Origin of the sequence: Streptacidiphilus carbonis (genome assembly GCF_000787775.1) — a bacterium.
GTDB lineage: Bacteria > Actinomycetota > Actinomycetes > Streptomycetales > Streptomycetaceae > Streptacidiphilus > Streptacidiphilus carbonis.
Genome location: NZ_BBPM01000044.1, coordinates 49879 through 67251, shown reverse-complemented (window position 1 = coordinate 67251; position 17373 = coordinate 49879). Strand labels below are relative to the sequence as shown.

Sequence of the window (17373 nt, the reverse complement as noted above, 5' to 3'; positions counted from 1 at the left end):
TACCGGTGACTTTGTGTTGGGTCGTTGAGTGGGTGTGCCAAGGCCAGGACAGGTGAAGTCGCCGACCGGTGAGCGGTTCTCGGATCGGATCGCGATCGGCGTGCTCACGCGGGCGTTTCCGCCCTCGCTGATCGATGAGGTAGTTGCGGAGTGCGGGCGGACCGAGCAGCGGCGGCGGCTGCTGCCGGCTCGGGTGGTGGTCTACTTCGTCCTGGCAATGTGCCTGTTTTCCGGGCAGGGCTATGAGGAGGTCGCACGCCTGCTCACCAACGGGTTGGAGCGTTCCGGGTCGTGGCGGGTGCCGACGAGCGCGGCGATCGGCCGGGCCCGGTCGCGGCTGGGTCCGGAGCCGCTGAAGGTTCTGTTCGGCCGCGTGTGCCGACCGGTGGCGACCGGGCAGACGGTCGGGGCCTGGTACCACCGGTGGCGGCTGGTCGCCGTTGACGGCACAGTGTTCGACCTCGCCGACACCAACGCCAACTCGGCGCACTTCGGCCGGCCCGGTTCCGGCCGCGGCGACAAGCACGGCGCGTTTCCGCAGGCCAGGGTCGCCGCACTGGTGGAGTGCGGCACTCACGCGGTCTTCGCCGTCCAGATCGGGCCACTCGCGGTCGCCGAGACGGTACTGGCCCGGCGGCTGCTGGACGCGCTGGCACCTGGCATGCTGCTGCTGGCCGACCGCGGTTTTGCCGGGTTCGACCTGTGGCGAAGCGCCGCCGCGACCGGCGCCGACCTACTGTGGCGGGTCAAGGGCAACCTGGTGCTGCCGCTGCGCCGCGCCCTTCCCGACGGCTCCTACCTCTCCGAGATCGTCGCCGCCCGGGACAAGGACCGGCGCGCGGACCCGATCCCGGTCCGCGTGATCGAGTACACCCTCGAACCGGGCGGCGCGGTCTACCGGCTGATCACCACGATCACCGACCACCGGTCCGCCCCTGCGGACGAGTTGGCCGCTCTGTACCACCAGCGCTGGGAGATCGAGACCGTCCTGGACGAGGTCAAAACCCACCAGGGCGGCCCCGGCCTGGTCCTGCGCTCTCAACACCCCGACGGCGTCGAGCAAGAGATCTACGCGTTCTTCCTGGTGCACCACGCGCTCCGGGACCTGATGCACCAGGCCGCCCGGCGGTCCGGCCGCGACCCGGACCGGCTCTCCTTCACCCGCACCCTGCGAGTCGCCCGCCGCCAGGTCACCGACCAGGCGGCGCTTTCCCCCCTCCCGGCTCACCCGGGCACTCACCCAGACTCTGCGTGAGATCGGCGAACGCCTGCTGGAGCCAAGGCGGTTGCGCTCCAACCCCCGCGTGATCAAACGCAAGATGTCCAACTGGGCACTGAAGCGCGCCGAGCACCGCACCCCGCCGCGACCCAGCGCTCCGATCGTCAACATGGTCGAGCCCACCAAGACCGCCTACACCCGCAGAAAGCCCTAAATCACCGGTATTGGGTCAAGCCCCTGACCTGGGATTTTTCATTTTCGCGCGTATAGGATTCAGGCAAATCGGGCGGTGTCGACCTACGCATTCCAATGCGCAGGTGGACGGGCTGATCCTGGAGGTACTTCCTCCTGCACGGGGCTGTGACCTGCTCTTTTGTCGTCGGTGAACAATGAGGCTGAACTTCGGACTTCACCTGCGGTGGACACCCGGTGGACAGCGGTGCAGAGAAAGGTGTCTTCTGCTGCTCGGACGGTCTGACTGCTGTGGGCGGTTTGAGCGTTCGCTGCTGTCGTTGGAGGGGTCCGTACTCGATCCAGGGCTTTGTAGGTTCTCCTGTGGTGCCGACGGTGATCGCGCTTGGGTGGAACACCGACGTGGACAGGGAGGGGTCAAGAAGTAACGGCCCAGCGCGGTGAAGGCCTCGGCCAGTACCTAGTTGTTCAAGGCGGCCTGTCTCCGGCTCAGCCGTGGATATCCGATTTGGTTCAACTCCGTTGATTCGCCTTGGAAGTTGAGTCAATCCGTTGACGCGGGACCGGCACGGCAGGAGCAACGCACACTTCCTGGAAGTGCACGTGGAGGCGCCGACCCAGGTGCGGACCCAGGCCCCGGGCTCGACCGGGGACGACAGCCCGTACGAACCGCCACGCAACCCTGACCTCGTCATCCCGGCGCATGCGAAGTCGACTGGGGAAGCAGTCCTACACCTGATGCGGCTCCTCGCAGAGAAGTCCTCTGTGTCATAGCGCCAGCAGGTCCGGCAGGCGGGCGACCGCCGAGGCCACACCACAGTCGCCTGGAACCGGGTGGGCATCGTGATGCTGGCCGAGCCCACGCTTGCTGTCCTGGTCCCGAGATCGCCCCGCTATCGGCCCCGGCATATCGCCTCCAGGCGAGCACTCGCGCGACTACGCTCTTGTGGATGCTCAAGGTGATGCTGTGTGGGGCGTCGGACACCGACCGCGTCCGGGCCGAGTTCACAGAAGTGGTCAACGGGTTCGGCGGTGAACCACTGCACTACCTGTCCGGTGACATCCTGCACATGAACGCGGCGGGCTCTGACTGGCGGATGAACTCAGAGATGACAGTCGACGTGGCCGACCTGTGCGTCTTCGTCATCGTTGAGCGATTCGGGGAGATCACCTGGAGCACGGAACTGAAGCGGGCCCGCGCCGCCGGGAAGCCGTTCCTGCTGTTCTGCCTGCACTCCACCTACACCACTTACCTGGGGCTGCGGCGCCATGTCCCGGACCCCCAGCACCTCAGGAGCGACGAGGAGCGCGGGTTGGTCGCGGTGATGAACGACCTGGAATCCGACAGTCGGCAGGAGACGGTTATCCCCTTCACTTACGGCTCGTTCGGCACGATGCTCCGCAACCACATGGCCAGTCTCTTCTATCTGACGCTGCGCGCGCAGCAGGCGCGGAACCGGCGGCAGGCCGTGGCGCACATGCTGGAGGTCAGCCGGCAACTGCGGCGAGCGGACTTCGAACTCGTGGCCGAGATCGCCACCGACGACTTGGAGGAGAAGGCCCTGCGCAAGCGCGCACTGCTGGCGCTGGCCGCCGGGCCGGGCTTGGAAAACGACGACGTGCTGGACGTTCTGTCCGCGTCCGAGCAGGGCGTGCAGCGGCTGGCCGCCGAGAGGCTCGCGGATCTGTACCGTGACCGCCCGGCCGACCCGGAGTTCTTCGGCCAGTGCGTCCAGATCGCCAACGCCTCCGATGACGCGGGCACGGCCCGGCGCATAGTGCCCGCGCTGCTCGACATCGACCTGGCAACGGGTATCGATGCGCTGGCCTCGCTCACGCTGACAGAGATCGGGCTACGCCGTAGGACGGTGGAGCAACTCCTCGCCCGCGAAGCAGAAATCGTTGCCCGCGGACTCGTCGACGACGCGCTCACGCTGCTGGCCCGGTGTCTAGAGGAGACCCACGACGTCGGCTGGAAGACCCGGGCCAGGGACCTGCGCAACCGCCTGACCCGGGACGGCTGACCGCACCCTGCCGAATGAACGGCTGCTGCCGCTGCCACATCACCTTCAAGATTCATGTCATCCAGGGCCTATGAACCTCCTTCACCAGGAGCCGGACCCGTGCCGCGCGATCCAGCGCTGGTGGTCGTGGAACGAGAGGTGCTGGGTTCCGACGCCGGTGGTGCGGTAAAACTGCAGGCCGGCGTCCCAGATGGCGCCGTACGCCAGCCCGTTCTCGTCCTGGGTGCCGCAGTCCCGCAGGCAGCGGGATGCCCCGTACACCGTCCAGCCGCCCACCGGGAGGACCACGGGGGCGAGTTCCTCCGGGGAGACGGTCAGGTACGGCTGGAGACAGACCTCCGAGATCCGCGAGGCGTCAAGGCTGCTATCGGGCCCCTTGGCGGTGTAGCGGCCCAGGATCTCCATGCGCAGCGGCGTTTCCGAGGGCAGCCCCTGTGGAGGCTGTGCCGCGTCCGCTGCGGCGAGGCGGTCCAGTTCGCGCCCCAAGGCTTCCTCCGGGTCCTTCCGGCCGGCCATCGTGAACTGGAGTCGGTTCCAGGACCGGTCGATGTCCGCAGTGGTGACGCTGCTGATGACAGGAATGAACTCCCGCAGCATCTCCCAGACGACCTGCTGGTCCGCAGGCGGTGGCGTAGGCACCGCCTCAAGGCAATGGATCATGGAGGCGGCCAACATGCGCGCTTCGGTGCGCTGCTCGTTGTCCTCCAAATTGTCATGGCGGACGGAATGTCGCCACCGGCGCAGCGCGTCGGTGGCGACCGCCCACTCCCCTTGGGCCGCCAGAAGGCGTACCAGGTGAAAGAGTTGGTCGAACCCGTAGCTGCCACCCGCTGCCCGATGTGCGTCGAGCAGGCTGCCCATCGCCGCCGCGATGTCCGGCACCTGGTCCGCGCGCCCTGCCCGGAAGGCTTCGTCGGCCGTCCACAGCAGGTCCTCCGCGTGGGCCCGGTACGGGTCGCCGTATGTCGGCGACCCGTTCAACCGGGCGTCGATTTCCACCCGCTTGGCTGTGTGCTGCCATGGCTCCGCCAATGAGAACGTGACGACTTCAGTGCCGCACTCAGGGCAGCGGCGCGGCCAGCGGTCGGACGGGCGTTCGGGACCGCCCTGGCCGCACTCGTCCGAGGGGCAGACCCAGCCGAGCCCCACAGCGCCCTTCGGCGGCCGATACCCGTAGCGTGTCGGCGGAAGGTCCCCCGAACGTGAGAACAGTCCCATCAGTTCCTCCCCCTGCCATCGGCGCCCGCCCCGCGGACTGTCTGTTTTCGAGTGTCCTGCCTGCTGGTCGACTGGTGCAGACTCGGACTACGGCGGCTACCGCCCGATCTCCTCATCGTCCGCCAACTGCCGTCCCCGGACAATCCGTCCACTGCGGCTGTCACGCGGGACACCCCAGCGGGAGGGCTGCTTGCCGGTCCCCAGCCAGTAGATCAGGACCGCCTCCCAGACCAAAGCCTTCGCCACGGTGACGACGAACCACTCGGGGCTGATGAGCATGACCCTCAACGGCAGCCCGTGGAACCCCGAATACCCCGTCCTGCTGGTGAAAACCCACAACGAGACGATGAATCCGAGGACGTGCATCAACCCGATCAGAGTGCCGAGACCCATGGCGCCGCTCCCTCCCCTTGACCCGAACTCGCCTGTCCTCCACCAGATACGGAGATCGCGAGTGCTATCCAGCATGAGGGAAGAGGCATCTCGTCAGTCGCCATTTCTGTACGCTTTTGTCACCAGATCTGTTCGGCCGGGGGGGCGTGTTGACGTACAAGGACGGCGAACTCAAGAATGCCGCGAATACGCTGCGCGAGCTGCGGAAACAGGCGGAGACGAGACGCGGCCCCATCACCGACGAGGCGCTCTCCATCCAGTTGGGGGTCAGCGTCGGGGCGCTCCGCAGTTATATGTGTGGCAGGACGATGCCCAAGCCGTCTGTACTGCGGGCCCTGGCCGAACTCGCCGGCGTACGGGTCTCCCGGGTCTACGCGGAGATGGGCTGGTTGCCCGCCCATGAGGTTTCGGCGGTCCGGCAACCAGATCTGACGACCCAGTTGGAGACTACGAAAGCGGCCGTGGCAAAGCTGAGCGAGAGCCTGGACGGACTGCCGTCCGAGGACGCCGGCGGGGCCGCACTGCTGGCAGCCGCGGCGGTACTTGGTGACCAGCAGGCCGCCACACGCTTCCAGGTACAGCTGCGGGCACTTGAAGCGGGTGAGCGGTGTCCAGTGGTGACAACGCTGCTGGCGGAGTTCACGCCCTGTGGCACCGCAACACCGCTGGAGGACGCGGAGTTGACGGCCCGTGCCCTGGCAGTGGGATTGCGCCCGGCACGGAGAGCCAGGTGCGATGCCGACGGGAGCGATTCCGGGTCCGTCGGCCACCGGCTCTACCGGATGGAGTTGGAAGTGGTCACGGCCGAAGCCCTGTCCAGGGCCGGTGACTTCAGCTGGCAGGGCGAACCGGGAACGACGCTGTGGAAGCCCGTTTCCCAGCGATGGCCGACCCATCTGCTCGTCCAGCACGTTCTGACCGGCCAGCCCTTCAACGAGCGCCGACCCTGGGCCTCGACCGATGGCCTGCCGGTCGTGGTGATCGGCGCGGACTACTCGATCGGCGCCACCGCGGCGCTCCTCGCCAGAGCACTGGGCTGGCGCTATGTGCCGGTGACCTCGGCCACCGCGTTCGACTCCGGCCGGCTGGTCAGGGCGCAGGCGTTGGCTCCGGCGAACCGTCGCCGACAGGGCTGGAGCGCGGCCGTCCGGCGGGCGGGCACGCTCACCGACCCGGCGGACCCGTGGCCGGTGGTGATGCTCGTCAAGCCGTACATCTTCGGCGACCAGGACGTCTACGACGAGGCGACGCGTCTCCTGTTGCGGGACGTCCGTGCCCATGTCGTGTACGCCAGGCCTTCGGCCGCCCACCTCGGCTGGTGGGCCCGGCGCCGGCAGCTCACCGCGCTCGACGCCCGCCCGGCCGATGCGTGGAAGGCGGACATGGATCGTGCGCTGGCGTGTGTCGAGGAGGTGCTGGAGGAGCGGAGTGCCGCCTTGGGGCCAGAGCACGACCTGCGGCTGCGGCTCGCACCTCTGTCGCCGGCCCCGGACGCCGACGACCCTTCCTTCCCCGACCAGCTGAGTGACAGTCAGTTTGACTGCGCCGCACGGTGCCTGGCGTGGCTGGACCAGGTCGCGAACAATGGGCGGGTGTCGCTGCTGCGCGACATTCGGCCGTCAAGCCTGCGCACCTGCCTGCAGCGGACGCAGGTGTCCGACGGGGTGGTGAGCTCATGGTGACCAAAGGGTTCGGGCGGCGGGGCGCCGACCTGGAAGGAACGGATCGTCCGGGTCCTCGGGATCGGGTCTCGCGGCATTCGGCGGCTGCGGGACGGGGAGCGGCGGCATACCGCAAGACGCTCTGAAAAATGTTTGCATGGGCGGACGTCTCCGTTCCGATGGGCATCAGGACCGCGGTGCTCGCTCGCGCAGCCACCCCCGGCACATCGGCTCCCTAACGCTTGACGGGACCGATGAGGCAGGACGACTGTGAAATGTTGCCAACCGCCCGTTTGCTCGGGCGACCGCCGGTTGAAGGGGGAGTCATCGTGGCGTGTGCATGTATAAACGCGCGTCGGCCGAAGTGCGCGTGGTGCAAGGAGGCGGAGGCTCACCGCATTCCGCTGTCGCGACACAAGTGCCAGTGGGGCAAGTGCTCCTGAGCACCGACCCGGGCCACTCGCCTCCCAGTTGGGAGGCGAGTGGCCCGCTTCGTGGAGAGGCCGGGGATCCGCTGCGTCGAGCCGGTCTCGTATCCGGTCCTGCCCTGCGGGAGCATCAGCCGTTCAGCAGCGAACGTTGAGGAGGACGGACCGGTTGTGCTCCGCCGGGCCGGGCAGCAAGGCACCGTTCGGAGCCCGGTCGGGGATGTATCCGGGCCAGTCGCTGCCCACGCCCGTGACCGTGATCCGGTCGGCCGGGACGCCGAGGCGCAAAAGGAGGTTCTGGACACTGGTGGCACGGGCGACCGAGAGCTGGTGACGGCCCTGTTCGGTTCCCCAGTCGGCCGTCGTGCCGGTCAGCGCGACATTGAATCCCTTGTCGGCGATCCAGCCGGCGAGCCGGCCGAGAACGCTGCGGGCAGCTGCGGGGTCCCGCAGGACCGCACTGTCGGGGAGGAATCCCACGCTGCCGCTGTCGTACAGCACCTGCGTGCCGCACACGGCGGAGTACGAGGCCTGGGCCGGTACCGGGACCGTCGAGACAGAGGGAACACCACTGACGGCCGGGCCGGTAGCGGGGTCGCTGACCACGTCCACGCACGCAGCCCCGGCCTTCTGTGCGACGGCCTTCCACAGGGCCACCAGGTTGGCGTGCTCCCGGCTGGGCAACCGGGGCTGCGGGGCTGCGGTGTCACCGATCCCCATGAGCACGACGCTCAGCCCCTGCAGTGCGGGGAGGTCCCGTCCGCGGCTGAGGAAGGACGTGACGTCCTCGGGGGCAGCGTCGAGCAGGCCCCCGCTGCGGAAGTTCAGCGGCGCGACCGTCTGCAGGCCTGAGTCGATCATGACGACCGTGCCGCCCTGCTGGGTGGAGCGGCCCGCGAGCCCCAGTGCCGTCAACGGGTCGGCCTGGGCGGACTTCGCCCGAACACCGTCGATCGTTGTCTGGAGGTTCCGCTCGAATTGGATCCGGTCCCCCCTCAGGGCCACCGTGTTCCCGGCTCGGCTGCTGAAGGTCTCACTGATCACCTTCTCCGGGCTACCGTCCGATCGGATCACGGTGATCGGCCGGCCGGCCGCGGCGGCGTGGTCGAGGAGTGCGTCGACGGCAGGGTCCAACTGCGGGGCGGGACTGTTGGCCCGGGCCCCGAGGACGAGTGTCACTGCTCCTGCCGCGCCGCTGGGGCAGGGGGAGTCCACCCCAGCGATTGCGGTGCCGCCGACGGGGCCGGGGCCGGGGTCGGGTGCCGGGCGGCTGCTCCCGCAGCCGGTCACCGCCAGGAGGCCGATGGCCACCAGGGTGCCGGCGATCCGTCGGCGGGGCCGCGCGGCCTGCTTGGTCTTCATGGTGTAGCTCCTCTACGTGGGCTCTCTTGGGGTCAAGCGGTCAGGGGGAGGTCCAGTGCCGTCCGCATGCGGGACAGACCAGGCCGGACCGGCAGGTCTGACAGACGGTCACGGAGCCACTGTCGGCGCAGGCGGGGCAAGGCTGCAGGGGCCGACCGCAGTGGGGGCAGGGCAGGAGCGGTCCGGTGGGTCGCTGCTGCGCCCCGTCGGGCGCGCTCATCCGGCCGCGTCCTCACTGCCGGGCTCGGCGGTCCCGTCGTCGGGCCGCACGAGGTGGATGACCTCACGGCCGGAGGGCTGCGAGGGGCGCAGGTCGGGGTCGGTGAGACCGTCGGTGGCCGCGGGGTCGGCCAGATGGGTGGCCATCAGCACACGGGCGTAGCGCTTGAGTTCTTCGGCCCAGGCGAGCCGCTCGGCACGAGCGTGCTGCCAGCGCCGCTCGTCCCGCTCGCGCTCGTCGAGCTGCTGCTGGTGCTCCAACTCCGCGCGGACCAGTGCTGAACCCGTGTGGCGCGCAGCCTGGGCGGCTACCTGCTGGGCCTGCCGGGCCCTGCGGTGGGCGAGGGCCACCGGGTTGTGCGCGCGGTGGGAGCTGAGGCAGGCGATGGCTCCCGTGCCGAGGTAGAGCGCCAGGAACAGCCCTGCCGTCAGCAGCGCCTGGTGTGGCGTCCCGGTCGAATCAGACGCTGATCCACCGGTCCGGAACCCGGTCGATGATCCGGAGCCGGCGTCCGCACCGCTCCCGAGGAGGCGAATGATGAAGGCCGCCGCGCCGAGCAGCATCCAGATCGCGATCAGGACGCCGGCATGCCGGGCGCTGTGCGTGGGCCGGGCTCGCTCCTCGGCCGTGCGCATCGCGATGCCGGCGAAGTGCGCCAGCGACAGAGCCGTGCCGGTGAGGCCCACGACGAGCAGGTAGACCAGCCAGGGGGAGACGGGCATGATCAGCGCCACCACCTGGTAGAAGGCGGCGACGTCGGCACCGGCCGTGACGACCAGGATCATCACGTACGGCCAGATGCGGGGGGATCCGGTGATCAGATCCGAGTCGGCGAAGGGGGATCGGCGTTCGTGGACGCCGTCGGAGGGCAGTGCCATGTCGCGCTCCTTGAGTACTGGTGCGGAGGGGGCCCGCCGGGGATTCCTGCGGGCGGGTCGCTGCCGGGCCCGCCGCTCGCGTGGCTGGCGCCCGGGAGGCGGTGTCAGGACTTGTTGCCGGGGGCGGGGACGTCCGAGGTCAGGCGGGTGTGAACCTCGGTCAGGGTCCGCTCAGTGCGGCCGAGTTCGGCCAGGGCGTCCTGGTGGGCGGCTCTGGCGGCGGCAAGCTTCTCGGCCGCCTGGCCGACCAGGTGGGCGACCACGTTCTCGCGCAGCGTGTGGTCGGTGTCCAGCCGGGCGAGCCACTGGTCGGCCCAGGCGTTGACCGTGTTGTCCAGGACTGCGCCCGTCCCGGCGTCGATGGCGTCGGGGGCCAAGCCGTCGACGAGCTGCCTGACGGTCTGCCGCGCCGTACCGAGGTCGGCGGCCGGGGCCATCCCGTACAGGGCCGGGATCGACCAGGAGTCGTCCTCCCCCGCTGAGGTCACCACGTAGGAGGGCGGGTCGGCCGGTCCAGCCTGCGGCTGGGACTTGCGCTTCGGTGGAAATCGCATCTCTGCTCCTTTGTGCCGGCGATGGCGGTACGGACGGTCGGTGGGGCGAAGGACTGTCGATGGTGCGGGCTGGTGGGGTCCCGGGCGGCTAGCGCGGAAGGGCTCCGTCGGACCCGTTCGCCCAGGAGGGAAGCTCGGGGCCGCCGGGCTTGAGCGCGGCATTGATCCGCTGGCCCTGGGGGTGGCGCCGCACGAGGCGTCGGAAGTAGGAGGCCACCCGGCGCAGCGCGTTCTCGTGGATGAAGGCGGCCCGCGAGGCGGCGATCTCCTGCCGGACCGAGAGCAGTGCCTCCAAGCTGCTCAGCTCCAGCTCCAACGCGCTGACCCGGTCCGCAGCTTCGGTGCGGGCGAGACGGGCAGCCGCGAGCGGCCGGGCGCGCTCGGCGGCCCGACGGGAGCGGACGATGGCCTCGGCCGTCCGGTGCTCTCCCGCCCTGCGCTGCCCGAGCTGCTCGTCGCTCAAGGGCCCGGACAGGTCGGTGACTGCCTGCTGCCGCTGGTCGAGCTCCTTGCCGGCGGTGGCGAGCCGCTGCCGCAGGACGGAGACGGAGACGGCGAGTTCCTCGCACTCCATCAGGTACCGGATGCGCTCGACGTGCTGGGCCGAGGCCGCCCGGTGGGCGTGGAACTCAAGTGTGGGAGTGGACACCGACCCGTCCAGCTCGATGTCCGGGAGGGTCTTCTTACCGTCGCGGCCGCCGTTGAAGTGGTCCGAGACGCGTGCGACAGCGCCGTAGCGGCCGTGGTGGGCCTTGCGGACGGCGGGCTTGTCGGGTCCTGAGGACTTCCGAGCCATGGTTCCCTCCCGGTGATGGATATGTATCCAAGATGGGAGGCGTCCCATGAGACGTCAAGTGCTTTGGAGTAGTTTTCTCTATCAACAGAGAATCTGACGCACAGGTGGCAAGCGCTCTTGGGGGGTTGTGCTACGCCTGAGTGGGACTATCCTGTACTCAGGAGGTCAGTCCAGTGATCATGAATGCCCAGATTCCGCCCATCCCGGAGAGCCGTGCCAAGCAGACCCCGGCCAGGCTCGCCAGAAAGGTCGGCCCCCTCTTCGGCGTTCCCTGGCCAGAAGCCCCGGGAGGCTGGCAGTCCTGGTGCTGCGACTACTCCCGTCTCACGCTCGCCGAGGTGATGCGCGGCGCGCCGCGTCCCGCGAAGGATTCAGAACCCGGCGGCTACGCGGACCGGGGAGTGTCCGACGACGAGCTGAAGGGCTCCTCGCCCATCGCCAACGCCACAGCTGCCCGCTTCGGGCCTGACACCAAGGCCGCGTTCGTCCTGACCGCCGCGAACGTCCTGCTCGAACCGGTCACCGATGCCCTGTGCAACGCCCTGGCAGAGGTACCGGTCGACGATCCGATCCTGCTCATCGGCACCTATGCCTCGTGCCTGCTGGAGGTGTTCCGTTCCGAACCGCTGCTGATCCTCTCCGCCATGCAGGCAGAAGGAGTGCAGCGGGCGCTGAGCGCGGTCGGGGCGCCGTTCAGGGTCGCAGGCGTGACCGCCCTGGCCCTGCACGAGTTCGGCCGGGAGGACACCAGCCACAGCCCCGCCAACTCACCGCTGTCGCTCGACCTTGTGGTGCGCCTCAGCGACACCCTGTGCCGACGGCTGACCCCGGCGGAGTCGAACGAGCCCGGAGCGGACCCGAGCACGGAGCAGGCCATGGTCGGAAATGCGCACGACCGCCTCTGCCGACTGGTCTCGACCTTCGCCAAGGGCACCCTGCTCGACGCGTCCGCCGGGGCCGACGATGCCGCCCTGCGCATCCTCGACGGCCCGGACGGGCGCCGGGCCGACCTCTTCCTGATGACGATCAGCAGGATCAAACGGTTCATCCAGGGAGTCAGCCCCCACGTCCTGGACCCCGGCGACCAGTCCGACCCTGTGGAACTCTCTCGAGTGAGGCTGGATGCGATCACCGCAAGCAGCCCTGTGTCAGCGGGCGGAACCCCGCTGGCCCAGCGCGCCGCACTCACCGTCCACCGGGGACTGCTCAGCTCGATGATGGCGACCATGGGAAATAGCGGGGAACCCGCGCGGCACCGGCGTGCGCTGCTCATGCTGCGCTACGCGGATGCCGTCGAAGAGACATTCAGCAGCCGCTCCACAGAGTCCCCTCTGGAGCGGCTGTACGCCCTCGCCGAACTCATCGACCACCCTGCGGGGCAGGGCGAGGACCCCACGAGCCCGCAGACCGCCTCGCTGCGGGCCGCACGTATCCAAGAGGCGGTTCCTCTCGCCGCCGAACTACTGCGTGCTGCCGCCCATGGGGAGTTCTCCAGCGGCTACATCTGCAACCGTGTGGACAATCTCCTGGTCGGCCTCAACCAGGTCCGCGCACGCCAGCATGCAGCCCCGGTCCCCGAACTGCCAAGCGCGGCGGAACTCACCCGGATCCTGGAGGACCTATGGAAGGCCTACCTCCCGGTCCTGGAAAGCTTCTTCGCTGCCGGGACCAGCGGATACCAGGGTCGACTGCACAACTACGCCGGCTTCCTGGTGCAGGCTGCATCAACCCTGGAGATGCGCGAGCGGGGGCTCGCCCTGCTCCGCGACGAGGTGCTGCCGAGCCGACGGGAGTCATACCGAGCCAACGGACGATTCGGAATCCTGCGCGTCAGCCTGCAAGTCAGCGTGCGCGGCTACACACGCCTGGCCCGGGATATCGAGGACCCCGACGCCAAGGCCGAGCATCTGCGCACGGCCCGCGCGCTCGCCGAGGAACTCCTGGCCGGAGGGGACGATGTTGCCGAACTGCGGGCGAATGCCGGCACCTCATCCTCGGGCTACATCATGACGCTCTGCCTGGCCGACTGCTATCTCACCTCCGCCGAGGCAGCCGGGGCGGCCAGTTCGGCCGAGCGCTCGCAGTGGACAGCCAGAGCCGCGGAGTTCCTCGACGCCTGCGAGCCTTTCGTCCGTGGCGACGAGCCCAGCCTGAGGTACCGGGTACTGGACTTCGCCCAGATGAGCGAACGGCTGGGCCGTCTCACCGGCAGCGGAGTCCGTGCCGGGAACCCGTCATGAGCCCGCTCCCGTCCGACGCCGTCCTGTCCGAGCTGCGCGCGGTGGACGGTTTGGTCGGTCGGCTGCTCGCCGCCCGGGCGGCGCTGCGGTCGAACCGGTTGATCGCGCCGCTCGACGTTGCCATCCACCGGGAGCGGTTTCTCCAGGCATGGGAGGAGGGGGAACCGTTCGATCCGCAGTTCCGCTACGCCGAGCCGGAGAAGGCCAACGACGAACTGGAGGCGATCCGTTGCGAGGCAGCCACCGCCGGCGGCCCCTGGCACCGGCTGGTGGCCGATGAGGCGGAGCGTTCGCTGGAGGCCCACCTCGCCCACATCCGACATGACGCCGAGCACATCACCCGCATCAGCGCGGCCGAGTACGGGACACCCGACGCCGCACTGCTCGGTGATGCGCTGGCGCTGCTCGCCGCGCCTGCGCCCGTTGTGCCCGATGAACTGCGCCGCAGCCTGGATGCTGCTCGGGCCTCCGCCGTAATGACCGCGGTCCTGGCGGCGGAGGGACTGGACGGCTGGAGCACCCGACTCGTCGACGGCAGCGCAGCCCTGATGAGCGTGAACGGAAGCAGGCGGCTGATCAGCATCCGCGCCGACGCGCACTTCACCGTGCAGCAGCTCGTACGCCTCACCGTGCATGAAATCGGTACACATGTGTTCCGTTGGGCCAACGCCGAACGAGGGCCGCTCGTTCTGGGCCTGCGGCTGAGCGGGAACACCGGCACCGAGGAAGGGCTCGGGGCCTGGCACGAACAGCATTTCGCGGCAGCGTTCCCGCCCGACCGGCGCTTCGCACTGCGGGTGGTCGCCGTGCACGCCGCGCTCCGCAGCGGCTTCACCGACGTGGTCCGGGCCCTCGTGCCGCACACCGACGTGCGTTCCGCCTTCGACATCACCGTGCGCGTAAAGCGCGGCCTCCCCGACACCGGCGCTCCAGGCGGCTTCCTCAAGGACCACGTCTACCTCGGCGGCCTGCGCGCGGTCGAACGGCACCTGCGCGATCGCCCCGGTGACCACCGCACGCTTATGACGGTCAAGTGGCCGCTGCACCGGCTCGCGCTGCTGGACGGCCTCGATATGGCCACTGCCCTACCGGGACCGCTCCGGCTGCCCGACAAGGCCCTGGCCCAACGTGCCCGGACCCTCGCAACGGTGGAGGCCTAGCAACGAACGCTGTCCGCGGCGGTCAGCCCCTCTGGACAATGAGTTGTGGGTCGATCTCCTTCAGACTCAGCTGGACGCGTCGCATGTAAGGACGAATGAAGCGAGCGTCATTGGTGAACCCGAGGGTCGTGGAGGAGAGGTTCAGCCACATGTTGCATACCGTCGTGCCGTTCGCGTCGGCGTCCATCTCAAAGGTGACCTGCGAGCCGACGGCTCCCGCCTGCTCATGACTTCCCTTCTCCGTCATCATCGTCAGAAAGCCCACCACCCCACTGCGACCCTGGTAGGCCGCGACGGCGCCGCTCGGCGTTTGCTTCAACGCCCACTTCGCTCTGGTGAAGATGGGCCCGCCCCTGCGCGTGCCGTCGAAGACGGATGTGAATCCGCGAAGACACCGATCCGGTGGCGCCGCCAGCGTGAACCGCCAGCTCTTGCGGTGGTCAAGAAGTCCCACTACCCCTCCTCATATACCGGCAGGCAGCCTTGATCACGTTGATCTGGGATCCTGCTCAGCGATGGCCGCGCGAGCAACCGCGTCCGTTTTCCGAGAGGCGCCAATCGATCGTGGTGTGCTTGGCTCCATTACAGGGTGGCACCACTAGATGGTGGTGCGCCGTAGAATCCAGAATCTCGTGCCGCTGAAACTCGAATTGGAACTCAGTTTCGATCGTTGTGCCGACCACTGTGTCGGACAAGCCTCAGGAACACGGATGTCCGATTTGATCATGTAATGCCGTGGAGTCGGAGGATGGTGGCAGGGTCGGGTTGGGCACCGCTGGCGCTGGCGGTGTTGGCCCAACCGGACGTGAGCAGGGGGCTGCGGACGATTGTCGCCGAGGGTGGCCATGACGGCACACTGTTCCAAGTCTTCGGTCCAATCGCTGAACCGGGACAGGCACGTCTACTCTGTGGAAGTTGATCCCGCAGGACTGTGCGGCTGGATTGGGAGTCCACTTGGCGGCGCCGATAGGCCGTGAGATCGGAAACCGGCTTCTGGACCTCTGAAGGTGTGACCCCACGGGAACCGGGTGAAGGATTCGCGGCAGGCGGATGGTTCAGCGGGATTCGAGCAACTGCTTCAAGGCGAGCGAGAGGCCAATCCCTTTAGCTCGGTACTTCAGCTTCGACAGGTCGGGATCACGGTTGGTCTCGATGGAGACTCGTCCCGGCGAGGTGTAGTACTTCGACGCGAAGTCGAACAGCAGCACGTCTGATTCGGTCATGGGGTGCTGTGAGGAGTCATGGGTCGTGAAGAAGCCACCCCGCTTCAGGTACACATCCGTTGCGCTTTCGATGAGGACGAATAATGCACCGCCGGTGCCCAGACAGTATCTGATGGTGCTCGACGTCGTTTCGTCCGCCTGGGAGCCGCGGCCCTTCTCGCCCTTCCGCCAGAATCGCTGGGCGAGTTCCCAATACTCGTTCTGGCGCTCCTTCGTCACGTCGACTGTGAAGGACTCCTGCTTCCTGGACAGCCCGAAAAGCCCGGTCTGGACCTCGCGGGTCCTGGTCTCCTGGACGACGAAATTGGTCGTCCCGCGGGGTGCATGGGTCTCGCGCGCGACGCGCACCGCGTACTGGCGCAGTTTTGCCCAGTTCAGTTGGCTCTGTTCGTATGCCTTGGCGTTGGGCCCAGTCACCAGTCGACCAACCTTTCGGAGTCTTGTCAGCGTGCCGAGGGCCTAGCGCGGGCCAGGACGGCGCAATGAGCAGTGTTGGGTGGCCCAAGCGGATCTCACCCTTGGGTCACCAGACAGAACGGATATGTCGCTGAACCGCAAGTCAGCCCGAGTCTGTGGTTCCCGAGCCAAAGCCGTCACCAGCCCGGCCACGTCTGCGAAAGGGGGCGGCACCCCGTGCCGCGGCGAGCGAGGAACCCCCGCTCACCCAAGGACGACACGGGAAGCTCACCAGAGAATGTCGTCAACGTTCACGGACGGGCTGGCGGTGGCGATGTCCCCCAGCGCATTCAGGTACAGATCGGCAGAGACGCCGGCACGCCGGCAGGCAGAACTGATCGTTCGGAGGCGGTGGGTGGCTTCGCGGACCGGCTCCGCCACCGGTGCAGTCGGATGCGTCTCGAGAGCGACTGCCAAGCTCTCGGTGAAGCCCGACGTGATAGCGAGGTCCACGGCCGATGGTTGGCGCGTCCTCGTACCCCCGCCCCCGTCTGTATACAGCGTGTGCAGCAGGTCGATCGACTTGCCGAAGAACAGCATCGCGACGGCGAAGTTCTGATTGCCGAGGTGATCACGACCCGCGTCAGCGAACGTCTCAGGCGAGCCCGCGTACCCCCGCCAGGTCTCGCTGTAGACGTATTGTGAGGCGGCGAACCATTCCCCGTCGGGCAGCGACAAGTCCACCTGTCCCCGTGGCCCCATCGGCGACTTGCCCTGCCCAGCCCTCGCACTACCGCTCCGCCAGCCGAAAAACCCCACCCCGAGTCCCTTCGCATTAAGCGTCGAGCAAGGCAGCAAGGCTATCGACCCCCAAGACGGTCGCACAAGGCTGCTGAAGCCGAGCAGCAGGATGACCGGCCGGACACCCGAAAGATCAGGACGTGCGCCGACGGTGCGCGCTACGCTTTCTAGCCGATGACCCGTCAGGAGAATCGTATGAAGCTCAACGACCCGGAATACCCCTCCGTCCTGGTCACTGCTGTCGAGATACTTCGGGAGCGGGCCGGTACGGGTCGATCGATAACCTACGGAGAGTTGAGCGCGAAGCTCGCCGAACGGGACTTCGACCGGGTTCCTCCCCATCGGGGGATCATGACTTACCTGCTGCGGGACGTCTGCCACCACGAGAACGAGGACGGCTGTGCCCCGATGCTCTCGGCCATCGTGGTCAACAAGGCCAGCAAGGAACCCTCGGAGCAATTCTCGGTTCTCGCCCGAAGCCTGCCCTTCTCCCGGTCGGGCGAGTGGACCTGGAGAGACGAGCAACGCGCCGTGTTCGCCCGGTACAGCGGCGGCTGACGCTGGAACCCCGGCCTACGCTCTTCCGGCTATGGGAGACGCTGGCGGCG

16 protein-coding genes are annotated in these 17373 nt (G+C 68.2%); 7 read left to right on the top strand and 9 right to left on the bottom strand.

Annotated elements, in window-relative coordinates; all coding sequences use genetic code 11:
* Nucleotides 1-34: 34 nt before the first annotated feature.
* The 3 genes from TR46_RS27825 (at nucleotide 35) to TR46_RS27815 (ending at nucleotide 3435) form a co-directional block, all read left to right on the top strand.
* Complete coding sequence (locus TR46_RS27825) at nucleotides 35-1255, top strand: IS4 family transposase (RefSeq protein ID WP_042406326.1); 1221 nt, start codon at nucleotides 35-37, stop codon at nucleotides 1253-1255.
* A gap of 49 nt (nucleotides 1256-1304) precedes the next feature.
* On the top strand, nucleotides 1305-1433 hold the full coding sequence (locus TR46_RS45145; RefSeq protein ID WP_269084281.1) for a hypothetical protein: 129 nt from the start codon (nucleotides 1305-1307) through the stop codon (nucleotides 1431-1433).
* A 928-nt stretch (nucleotides 1434-2361) separates the two neighbouring features.
* Nucleotides 2362-3435 carry a hypothetical protein gene (locus TR46_RS27815; protein WP_042406297.1) on the top strand — a complete coding sequence of 358 codons (1074 nt, stop codon included), beginning with the start codon at nucleotides 2362-2364 and terminating at the stop codon, nucleotides 3433-3435.
* Nucleotides 3436-3516: 81 nt separating this feature from the next.
* On the opposite strand, the gene TR46_RS27810 is transcribed toward TR46_RS27815, so the two are convergent.
* Both TR46_RS27810 and TR46_RS27805 read right to left on the bottom strand, forming a co-directional pair.
* Nucleotides 3517-4584, bottom strand: coding sequence for a hypothetical protein (locus tag TR46_RS27810; RefSeq protein ID WP_152626714.1), 1068 nt, complete (start codon nucleotides 4582-4584; stop codon nucleotides 3517-3519).
* 165 nt (nucleotides 4585-4749) lie between these two features.
* Nucleotides 4750-5046 (bottom strand): hypothetical protein, encoded by a 297-nt coding sequence (locus TR46_RS27805; protein WP_042406291.1) that lies wholly within the window; start codon nucleotides 5044-5046, stop codon nucleotides 4750-4752.
* Nucleotides 5047-5195: 149 nt separating this feature from the next.
* Here TR46_RS27805 and TR46_RS27800 point away from each other — a divergent pair, with 149 nt between their 5' ends.
* On the top strand, nucleotides 5196-6728 hold the full coding sequence (locus tag TR46_RS27800; protein WP_152626713.1) for a helix-turn-helix domain-containing protein: 1533 nt from the start codon (nucleotides 5196-5198) through the stop codon (nucleotides 6726-6728).
* A gap of 545 nt (nucleotides 6729-7273) precedes the next feature.
* Here the strand turns inward: TR46_RS27800 and TR46_RS27795 are convergent.
* The 4 genes from TR46_RS27795 to TR46_RS27780 all read right to left on the bottom strand — a co-directional run bounded on the left by TR46_RS27795 (nucleotide 7274) and on the right by TR46_RS27780 (nucleotide 10945).
* The gene (locus TR46_RS27795; protein ID WP_042406286.1) at nucleotides 7274-8497 is read right to left on the bottom strand and encodes an OmpA family protein; all 1224 of its coding nucleotides are present in this window, start codon (nucleotides 8495-8497) and stop codon (nucleotides 7274-7276) included.
* 216 nt (nucleotides 8498-8713) lie between these two features.
* A complete protein-coding gene (locus TR46_RS27790; RefSeq protein WP_042406285.1) occupies nucleotides 8714-9595 on the bottom strand; it encodes a hypothetical protein in 882 nt (293 codons plus the stop codon).
* Between the two features lie 104 nt (nucleotides 9596-9699).
* Complete coding sequence (locus TR46_RS27785) at nucleotides 9700-10149, bottom strand: hypothetical protein (RefSeq protein WP_042406282.1); 450 nt, start codon at nucleotides 10147-10149, stop codon at nucleotides 9700-9702.
* Between the two features lie 88 nt (nucleotides 10150-10237).
* Nucleotides 10238-10945, bottom strand: a complete 708-nt coding sequence (locus tag TR46_RS27780) for a hypothetical protein (RefSeq protein WP_042406279.1) — start codon at nucleotides 10943-10945, stop codon at nucleotides 10238-10240.
* 179 nt (nucleotides 10946-11124) lie between these two features.
* On the opposite strand from TR46_RS27780, the gene TR46_RS42610 reads away from it, so the two are divergent.
* A complete protein-coding gene (locus TR46_RS42610; protein WP_161790212.1) occupies nucleotides 11125-13185 on the top strand; it encodes a hypothetical protein in 2061 nt (686 codons plus the stop codon).
* Nucleotides 13182-14345 carry a tyrosine/phenylalanine carboxypeptidase domain-containing protein gene (locus TR46_RS27770; protein WP_042406272.1) on the top strand — a complete coding sequence of 388 codons (1164 nt, stop codon included), beginning with the start codon at nucleotides 13182-13184 and terminating at the stop codon, nucleotides 14343-14345. The genes TR46_RS42610 and TR46_RS27770 overlap by 4 nt, the downstream gene beginning before the upstream one ends.
* A gap of 22 nt (nucleotides 14346-14367) precedes the next feature.
* Here the strand turns inward: TR46_RS27770 and TR46_RS27765 are convergent, their stop codons facing one another.
* The 3 genes from TR46_RS27765 to TR46_RS27755 form a co-directional block, all read right to left on the bottom strand.
* Nucleotides 14368-14799: a hypothetical protein gene (locus TR46_RS27765; protein ID WP_042406270.1), complete on the bottom strand. Its 432-nt coding sequence runs from the start codon at nucleotides 14797-14799 to the stop codon at nucleotides 14368-14370.
* 601 nt (nucleotides 14800-15400) lie between these two features.
* A complete protein-coding gene (locus TR46_RS27760) occupies nucleotides 15401-15985 on the bottom strand; it encodes a hypothetical protein (protein WP_152626712.1) in 585 nt (194 codons plus the stop codon).
* Between the two features lie 267 nt (nucleotides 15986-16252).
* The gene (locus TR46_RS27755; protein WP_152626711.1) at nucleotides 16253-16702 is read right to left on the bottom strand and encodes a hypothetical protein; all 450 of its coding nucleotides are present in this window, start codon (nucleotides 16700-16702) and stop codon (nucleotides 16253-16255) included.
* A gap of 258 nt (nucleotides 16703-16960) precedes the next feature.
* On the opposite strand from TR46_RS27755, the gene TR46_RS27750 reads away from it, so the two are divergent.
* Entirely contained in the window at nucleotides 16961-17323 is a 363-nt protein-coding gene (locus tag TR46_RS27750; RefSeq protein ID WP_042406261.1) for a hypothetical protein, read from the top strand.
* Nucleotides 17324-17373 lie beyond the last annotated feature (50 nt).